Below are 8,022 nucleotides of genomic sequence, written 5' to 3'. Positions count from 1 at the left end.
GGCGCCCCACGGCTCATTCCCGGCTCAGACAACCAGGGTGACTGCCACGGCCAGCATCACGCACCCGGTGAGCACGTCGACCGCTCGCCAGACCGACGGACGACCCAGCGGACCGGAGAGCATCCGGGCGCCGAAGCCCAGCATCCCGAACCACAGCAGCGATGCCGCCATCGCCCCGGCGGCGAACCACCAGCGCAGCGCGCCGTGGCCGGCGGCGATCGAGCCGAGCATCACCACCGTGTCGAGGTAGACGTGCGGGTTCAGGAAGGTGACAGCCACCACCGTGCCCAGCACCGAGCGCCGGCTGCGGGGCTCGCCCACCTGCAGGGCCTCGCTGCCCGCGGCCGCGCGGAAGGCGCCGATCGCGCTCCACAGCAGGTAGGCCGCGCCCACCCAGCTGAGCACCCGCAGCGCCCCCGGGTGGGCCTGGGCGATGGCGCCCATCCCGGCGGTGCCGGCCCCGATCAGCATCAGGTCGCCCAGGGCGCACACCGCCACCACCACCCCGACGTGCTCGCGGCGCAGGCCCTGGCGCAGCACCAGCGCATTCTGCACGCCGATGACGATGATGAGCGACAGGCCGGTCAGCAGGCCGGTGAAGGCGGTGGAGAACATGTCGAGAACCCTGTCAGCGCAGGGTTCTGAAGACAAACGATGTTTTCTGCATTTCCCTAAGATGTCCTCATGAACACGGACTGGCTACGGACTCTGGTGGCGATCGTCGACGAGGGCAGCTTCGAGGCGGCCGCCGACGAACTGGGCGTCAGCGCCTCGGCGGTGAGCCAGCGCGTCCGCGCCCTGGAGAAACACGTCGGCCAGCTGGTGGTGCAGCGCACCCTTCCCTGCCGGCCCACCCCCGCCGGGGAGCAGGTGCTGCGGATGGCCCGCCAGGTGGTGATGATCAGCGACGAGACGATGGCCAGCCTCAAGCGTGGCGCCGAGGCCGACGGGGTGCTGCGACTGGCGGTCAATGCCGACTCTCTGGCCACCTGGTTCCGCCCCGTGCTCGCCGAGGCCGCCGGCTGGCCCGACATGACCCTGCGGCTTGAGCTGGAGGACCAGGACCACTCCGCCCGGCTGCTGCGCCGCGGCGACGTGGTGGCGGTGGTCACCAGCGACCCGGTGCCGGTGCAGGGCTGCCGGATCGTCCCGCTGGGGGCGATGACCTATGTGCCGGTCGCGGCGGCCGGTCTGGTGGCGCGCCACGGGGGAGCCGACACCCCGGACTGGGCGGCGATGCCGGCGCTGCGCTACAACGCCAAGGACGGCCTGCAGCTGGACTTCCTGCGCCAGCTGGGGATCACCGATTTGCCGCGCCAGCCGCAGGTGCCCGGCTCGGAGGCCTTCCTGGCCGGGGTCGAGGCCGGGCTGGGGTGGGGCATGATCCCCGTCGCGCAGCTGGAGCGCAGGATCGAGGACGGCCGGCTGGTGCGGCTGCCGGGCGCGGCCGTCGACGTCGCCCTGCACTGGCAGGTGTGGAGCATCGACTCGCCGCGCATCGAGCGGCTCGGCAGGGCGGTGCGCGAGGCCGCCGCGGCTCTCACCAGCGGTCGGCCTGTGGCCGGTAGGCCCGCTCCAGCAGCTCCACCTCGCCCCGGCTCAGCGTGACCTCCAGGGCGTCGGCGGCAGCGTCCTCGCCGAGGGTCCAGGGGTTCGGCCCGCCTGTCGGTCGCCGTAGCTCCTGGAGCCCAGCGCGATGCGGCTGACCCGCAGGCCGGTGCTGCCCAAGCGGGTGTACTCCATGGTGTCTTCTTCTCGGTGGCGCGCGGGGGTCGGCGGTGGGAAAGGCTACTGGGACCCGGCGATCAGGGCCCTTGTCCACACCACGTGGGTCGGGAAGTGTCACCGGGCTGCGGCAGGATGGTCCCGTGAACTCCTCGCGCTATCCGGTGCCGCCGGCCCCGCCGGTCTACCGGCACGCGCCGAGCAAGGTCTCGGCGCGGGCGAGCTTCAACCTGTTCGAGCTGATCAGTGCCGGCTTCGTCGTGGTTGCCCTCGGCCTGGCCTTCTGGCTTGCCGCGACGCTGCTGTCCAGTGGCTTCAGCGGGCACCGCGTCCGGCTGCTGCACCTGCTGCTGTTCTGGGCGCTGACCGCCTACCTGGCCCTGCCGCGGGTGCACCAGCTGTTCACCCTGCTCTACCTGCCCGACTACTACATCGGCCGCTCCCGCACCGGCGACGGACTGCTGGGCGACCCGATCAACCTGGCCCTGGACGGCAACGAGCACGACATCGACGCGGCCATGACCGCCGCCGGCTGGACCCGGGCCGACGACCTGTCCATCCGCACCGCCTGGCAGGCGGTGCGCAGTTGGCTGCTGCGCCGCTCCTACCCGGCGGCGCCGGTCAGCGGGCTCTACCTGTTCGGGCGGCTGCACGACTTCGCCTACCAGCAGGAGGTGGACGGCAACACCTCCCAGCGCCACCACGTGCGCTTCTGGCGGGTGCCGCACGGCTGGTTGCTGCCCGGCGGGCACCGGGCGACGTGGCTGGCGGCGGCCAGCTATGACCGGGCGGTGGGCTTCTCGATGTTCACCTGGCAGGTGACGCACAAGATCGACGAGAACATCGACATCGAGCGCGACTACCTCATCGACACGGTGCGCTATGCCGACCCGGCCAGCACAGTGCATGTCATCAAGGACTTCTCCACCGCCTACCACCACCGCAATGGCGGCGGCGACCGGATCGTCACCGACGGCGACATGCCGGTGCTTGACGTTTCCGGCGCGCTGATGCGCGTGCAGCAGGAGCGGGTGGTGCTGCGCGCCCACCGCTACCCGGGCTTCGCCCAGCACGGGGTGCCGCCGATGCCGCTGTGGATCTGCGGTGGCCTGGTGGCGCTGCGCGCCCTGCTGGCTGCGATGGCGTGGGGGATCGTCGCCCTGCGCCCGACCGCAGCCCGGGTGCTGGGCCTGGGGTTGGACCTGCGCACCAGCGGCATCCTGGCGCTGGTCTGTGTGGTGCTGTGGTGGTTCATCGTGGCCCGCAAGCGTCTGGCCTGGGTGGCGCTGATGGCGGTGGCCACCATCGACGCGATCAACCAACTGGCGGTGCTGTCCGGCCAGGGTGACCTGGGACTGGGGCGGTTGCTGGCCGCGGGCCTGTCGGTGTTGACCGTGCTGGCGGTCAGTTCCCCGAAAGTGCGCAAGTGGGTCTCGCGCGGACGCGTCGACCCCGAGGTCACCCTGCCCGACGGCTACTGGCGGCCGCACCGTCGCTCCTGAGGGCGCTTTCGGGCCGTTGTGTGAGGATGGGCGCCATGGCATGGATCGTGTTGGTGCTCTCCGGGCTCTTCGAGGCGGTCTGGGCGACGGCCCTGGACCGGATGGACGGCCTCTCGCGCCCCGAGCCGGTCATCACCTTCCTGGTGGCCATGACCATCTCGATGGTGGGCCTGGGTTGGGGGATGCGCGAGATCCCCGTCGGCACCGCCTATGCGGTGTGGGTGGGGATCGGTGCCACCGCCACCCTGGCCTGGTCGATCGCCTCCGGCGCGGAGCCCTTCAGCGTGGTGAAGATGCTGCTGGTGCTGGGGATCGTCGGGTGTGTCATCGGTCTGAAGCTGGTCAGCGCGTAAACTGGGCGCAGACACAGGGGAATTCCAGACGCGAGTGAGGCCGGGCCGCGTCCCGTCGACCATGCCCGGAGAGCCCATGACGCAAACCCCTGAGAACCCCAAGAGCACGCAGACCACCCGCGAGCCCAGCCTGCCGCAGGCCGGCGGCTGGCCCTTCCTGCTCACCGCCTTCCTGGGACGCATGCCGTCCTCGATGGTGCAGCTCGGCTACCTGATGGTGCTGGCCCGCGACGGCCGTGGCCTGGCCGTCGCCGGGCTGGCGGTGGCGGCGGTCGGCCTGGGCAGCGCCTTCGGCGGACCCGTGGTGGGGCGCCTGGTGGACCGTCACGGCCCGCTGCGCGTGGTGGCTGGGGCCACCACGATCTCGCTGCTGACCCAGGCGGGATTCCTGTTCCTGCTGCTCTCCCAGGCCCCATCGGCCGCCCTGCTGGGCTGCGCCGCGGTCGTCGGTGCCGCGAATCCGCAGGTGGGTCCGATCGCCCGCAGCCGCTGGTCGGTGCTTGCCGCACGGCACCGCGCTCCCGGTCTGGTCTCGCGCGCGCTGGGCTACGAGGGGGCCGCCGACGAGACCGGCTTCGTGGTGGGGCCGGTGGTGGCCGGCAGCCTGGTCACCTGGCTGGGGGCCTCGACGGCGACGGTCACCATCATGGTGCTCACCTTGCTGATGCAGGGCCTGTTCATTGCGCACCTGGCCGCGCACCGGGAGGACTGGCGGGCGCTGCCCGAGGCGCACCGGGACCGTCCCGTGGGCGCGGTGGCCGTGCCGTCCTTCACGGTGTCAATGCTGTGGCCGATGTTCGGCTGCCTGGGCGTCGGCACCCTCTTCGGTGCCACCCAGACGAGCCTGACGGCCCTGTTCGACCATCGCGGCACGCCCGGCCTCACCGGCCTGGTCTACGGGGCCGTCGGGATTGGCAGCGGTGTGGCGAGCCTGCTGGTGGGGCGGCTCTCCCCGCGGATCACGACGCCGGTGCGTCTGCTGGGCGGCGGTGCGCTGATGACCGGCGGGGCACTGGCGATGATGCGACTGCCGCAGGCCCCGGTGGCGGCCGTTGTCGCGATCGTGCTGGGCCTGGGGGCGGGCGTGACGCTGGTGAGCTCCTTCACGTGGATGGAGCGGATCGCGCCGCGCGAGCGGATGGCGACCATGATGACGGTGCTGGCCACCTGCATCACCCTGGGCGTGAGCCTGGGCGCGGCCGTCGCCGGACGGCTGGCGAGCACCCTGGTGCACGGCTTCTGGCCGGTGCTGGGCGCCGGGGTGCTGGCGCTGGTGGCGGCGACGGGGATGCGCTTCGGGCGCTAGCCCGTGGCGCTCCTCACACCATCACAGCTTCGGCGGCGGGAAGTCGTCCCAAGGATTCTCTGCGTGCTCGGGTCCGTCGTCGTCGACCACGCCGAGGCTGCGGATGTACTGGTCGAGGTAGGGCAGGGAGAACTCGACGTAACCATGCCCTGATCTCTGGACATAACCGCTGTCAATCAGCCTCTTCTTGTAGACCTGCACGTACTGGTCGCTCTGCCCCATGCGATGGACGATGTCAGCCATCTTCGAGCGCCCCTCGTCCATGGACATGGCCTGGAGGAATTGTTTGTCGATGTCCGAGAGATCGTCGTAGACCCGGCTGAGGACACGCGTCTGGATGGCGCTGACCGACTTCTCCACGCAGTGCTGGGCGTCCTCGAGTGAGATCGCGGGGCTGTTGGGGCTGTGGCGCCAGGCGTAGTCGCCGGCTAGCTGGACGAGATACGGGTATCCCTGTGAGACGGCAACCAGCTGCATGAGGGCATCGTCGTCGATGCTCCGGTTGCCGAGCTCCGCTGTCTGTTGCAGAACCTTGCTGGTCTCGTGGGGGCTCAGCCGGCGAAAGTCCATGTCCTTGGACCTTCGTAGGAAGGTGAGGTGTGGTTGCTTGAGCAGTTCGTCCAGATCGATCCGGACTCCTGCGAAGACCACCATGATCTGGGCGCCCGCGGTGAGGGCGTGCTGCACCTCGAGGGCGAACCGGCCAAGCTCCCTGAGGCGGGTGCGTCCGGCTGCTACCTCATCGATGGTGATGAGGATCCCGCCCCGTGGCCCCAGTGCAGCCGACAACCCAACCAGATCGTCCCTCAGGCGGGGTCTGGGCCCCTCACGCCGCGAAACGTACTCCCAGTTGGCGGAGAACTCCCACAGGGCCACGGAGGTCAACCGGGCACGGTCCTCAGGAGTGAATTGGTTGAGCAGATTGGGGATGCTGGATTCCATCACCCGATCCATCAGCCCGGAGCTGGCGTCATCATGGATCACGAGCCATCCGTGTTCTCGTGCACGGTCCTGCAGGACTCAGAGCAAGGCAGTCTTGCCCGCTCCACGCAGGCCAGAGACGAGTACCGAATGGTTTTCGCCGAAGTCGAGAGTGCGGAAGACCTCGGTGAGCTCGGCGATCTCCTGCTCGTGTCCCCCGTAGACGGCCGGACGCCGTCCGTAGCCGGGTTGGAAGGGGCTGGGTGGAGCTTGGTCTTCCCGCATGGTTATCCCATCTGTTTTTACTTTATTTACTTCCTGGTGTGCGGTGGTCGGGGCCGTACCGCTCGGATGATTGCTAGCCCCGCGACTCCACGGCACTGCCGACACATTCCTTGAGCCAGTCCATCAGCTCGCGCAGCTCGTCCCAGCCGTCGTTGACGTACTCGGCGGCCTCCGCGGTGGCCATCCACGCCGGGCGTCCCAGCGGCAGCCGGGCCGAGAGGCTCTTGTGGCGCAGCAGCTCCAGCCGCGGCGCGTCGGGGGCGACGCCGCGGGGGCGGGTGGCGAGCTTCTCGCCGTCGAGCTGGTAGCCGGCCTCGAGCAGGGGCTGCAGGATCGCCTCCAGCTGCAGGCCGGTGGCGTCATTGGTGACGGCGTCGCGGTAGCGCGAGAGCATGTCGCCGCTCATCCAGTAGGTGCCGCCGGCCAGGAAGAAGCCGGTGGCGTCCACCTGGAAGTACCAGCCGGCATAGCTGGAGCTCTTGGCATACAGGCCCTGATGGGTCTTGTAGGGCGTCTTGTCCTTGCTGAAGCGCACGTCGCGGTAGGGACGGTAGACCTTCGTCTCGCCAAAGGCCGGGCCGACCTCCTCGGCCAGCGCCATGAAGGGCTGCCGGACCAGTCGGTCGTAGTCGGCCTTGTGCGCCTGGAACCACTCCTTGGTGTTGTGCTCCTCCAGCTGCTGGTAGAAGTGCACGGCGTCGAAGGGGATTCCGGTGAAGGCCATGGCGCCAGCCTATGCGGGTAGTCTTGGCCAACGGTGCTGACCGTTTGGTAGGAAAGGTGGCTGGCCCGTGCGACGACATCCTCACCTGGCAGGCTCGGCGATGCTGTGGGGGCTGCAGTTCAGCTTCCTCGCCCCCGCCCTGACCCTGCTGCTGGTGACCCTCTACGGGGTGCCGATGGCCGAGGTCGGCTGGGTGATCGTGGCCTACCAGATCGCCGGGTTCCTGGCCCAGCTCGTCATTCCCGCCTGGGCCGACCGTCGCGGCGACTACCTGCTGCCCATGCTGCTGGCTGGGCTGTCGACGATCGCGCTCACCATCGCCCTGTGGCTGGCCACCTCGCTGCCGCTGGCGCTGGCCGCGCTGATCGTCTTCGGCGCACCCGCCGGTGCCGGGTCGTCGATGCTCTTCGCCGAGCTCAAGCACCAGGGCGCCACCCTGCCCGAGGTCACCCAGGTGCGGGCCGTCTTCTCCTTCGCCTGGATGGTGGGCCCGCCCGTCGCCACCTTGGTGATCGGCTCCTTCGGGCCGCGCTGGCTGCTGGTGGCGATCGCCCTGGTCGCGGCCTGCAACCTGGCGCTGACCCTGGCCATGATGCGTCGCCGCACCCGAGCGGCCAGCCCCGAGCACGTGCTGCAGAAGCCGTCGGGCGCCCCACCGAAGAGGCTCCCGGTGGGCCTGGCGCTGCTGGCGCTCTCGCTCACCGGTGCGAGCAACACCACCGCCGTGTCCGTCATCACCCTGTTCGTCACCGACCACCTGCACGCCGCGCCGCTGTGGGCAGGGCTGGCGCTGGGGCTGTGCGCGACGCTCGAGATCCCCGTGCTGGTGGCCAGCGGGCGCATCGGCATGCACCGCTCCAGGTTCGCCATGGTCACCGTCGGGGCCCTGCTCGCGCTGGTCTACTACCTGGGGGTGCTGGCCACCAGCGCTCCGTGGATGCTCCTGCTGCTCCAGGTTCCCAATGCGGTCTTCATCGCGCTGAGCGAGGGGATGGGGCTGGCCTGGGTGCAGGAGATCGTCGAGGCCCCCGGCATGGGCTCGGGGCTGTTCATGAACACCCGACGGATCGGTGCGATCGGTTCCGGTGCGGTGATCGCGCTCGGCTCGTCGGGGTCGGCCGGCATCGCCGGCGTCTTCGTGGTCTGCGCCGCGCTGGCCGCGGCCTCGCTGGTGCTGCTGTTGGTCTCGGGACGGATGCTCGCCCG

The 8,022-nt window shown here is 70.1% G+C and carries 9 protein-coding genes; 5 read left to right on the top strand and 4 right to left on the bottom strand.

Annotated features, from left to right (window positions below; genetic code table 11):
- Window positions 1–24: 24 nt before the first annotated feature.
- On the bottom strand, window positions 25–615 hold the full coding sequence (locus ACHFFZ_RS00130; RefSeq protein ID WP_394274638.1) for a LysE/ArgO family amino acid transporter: 591 nt from the start codon (window positions 613–615) through the stop codon (window positions 25–27).
- Between the two features lie 69 nt (window positions 616–684).
- Between ACHFFZ_RS00130 and ACHFFZ_RS00125 the strand changes: the two genes are divergently transcribed.
- The 4 genes from ACHFFZ_RS00125 to ACHFFZ_RS00110 all read left to right on the top strand — a co-directional run bounded on the left by ACHFFZ_RS00125 (window position 685) and on the right by ACHFFZ_RS00110 (window position 4,886).
- Window positions 685–1,608, top strand: coding sequence for a LysR family transcriptional regulator ArgP (locus ACHFFZ_RS00125; RefSeq protein ID WP_394274637.1), 924 nt, complete (start codon window positions 685–687; stop codon window positions 1,606–1,608).
- Between the two features lie 260 nt (window positions 1,609–1,868).
- Window positions 1,869–3,227: an LssY C-terminal domain-containing protein gene (locus ACHFFZ_RS00120; RefSeq protein ID WP_394274636.1), complete on the top strand. Its 1,359-nt coding sequence runs from the start codon at window positions 1,869–1,871 to the stop codon at window positions 3,225–3,227.
- A gap of 35 nt (window positions 3,228–3,262) precedes the next feature.
- Entirely contained in the window at window positions 3,263–3,580 is a 318-nt protein-coding gene (locus ACHFFZ_RS00115) for a DMT family transporter (protein ID WP_394274635.1), read from the top strand.
- A gap of 76 nt (window positions 3,581–3,656) precedes the next feature.
- Complete coding sequence (locus tag ACHFFZ_RS00110; RefSeq protein WP_394274634.1) at window positions 3,657–4,886, top strand: MFS transporter; 1,230 nt, start codon at window positions 3,657–3,659, stop codon at window positions 4,884–4,886.
- Window positions 4,887–4,907: 21 nt separating this feature from the next.
- Here the strand turns inward: ACHFFZ_RS00110 and ACHFFZ_RS00105 are convergent, their stop codons facing one another.
- The 3 genes from ACHFFZ_RS00105 to ACHFFZ_RS00095 all read right to left on the bottom strand — a co-directional run bounded on the left by ACHFFZ_RS00105 (window position 4,908) and on the right by ACHFFZ_RS00095 (window position 6,816).
- The gene (locus ACHFFZ_RS00105; RefSeq protein WP_394274633.1) at window positions 4,908–5,870 is read right to left on the bottom strand and encodes a hypothetical protein; all 963 of its coding nucleotides are present in this window, start codon (window positions 5,868–5,870) and stop codon (window positions 4,908–4,910) included.
- A 36-nt stretch (window positions 5,871–5,906) separates the two neighbouring features.
- On the bottom strand, window positions 5,907–6,092 hold the full coding sequence (locus tag ACHFFZ_RS00100) for a hypothetical protein (protein WP_394274632.1): 186 nt from the start codon (window positions 6,090–6,092) through the stop codon (window positions 5,907–5,909).
- A 73-nt stretch (window positions 6,093–6,165) separates the two neighbouring features.
- Window positions 6,166–6,816, bottom strand: coding sequence for a DUF2461 domain-containing protein (locus tag ACHFFZ_RS00095; RefSeq protein WP_394274631.1), 651 nt, complete (start codon window positions 6,814–6,816; stop codon window positions 6,166–6,168).
- Window positions 6,817–6,883: 67 nt separating this feature from the next.
- Here ACHFFZ_RS00095 and ACHFFZ_RS00090 point away from each other — a divergent pair.
- Window positions 6,884–8,022, top strand: a 1,139-nt coding sequence (locus ACHFFZ_RS00090) for an MFS transporter (RefSeq protein ID WP_394274630.1), incomplete at its 3' end; no start/stop codon positions are given.

The organism is Luteococcus sp. (genome assembly GCF_043424415.1).
In the GTDB taxonomy this organism is placed as follows: domain Bacteria; phylum Actinomycetota; class Actinomycetes; order Propionibacteriales; family Propionibacteriaceae; genus Luteococcus.
This window is presented reverse-complemented; position numbering and strand designations above follow the sequence as displayed.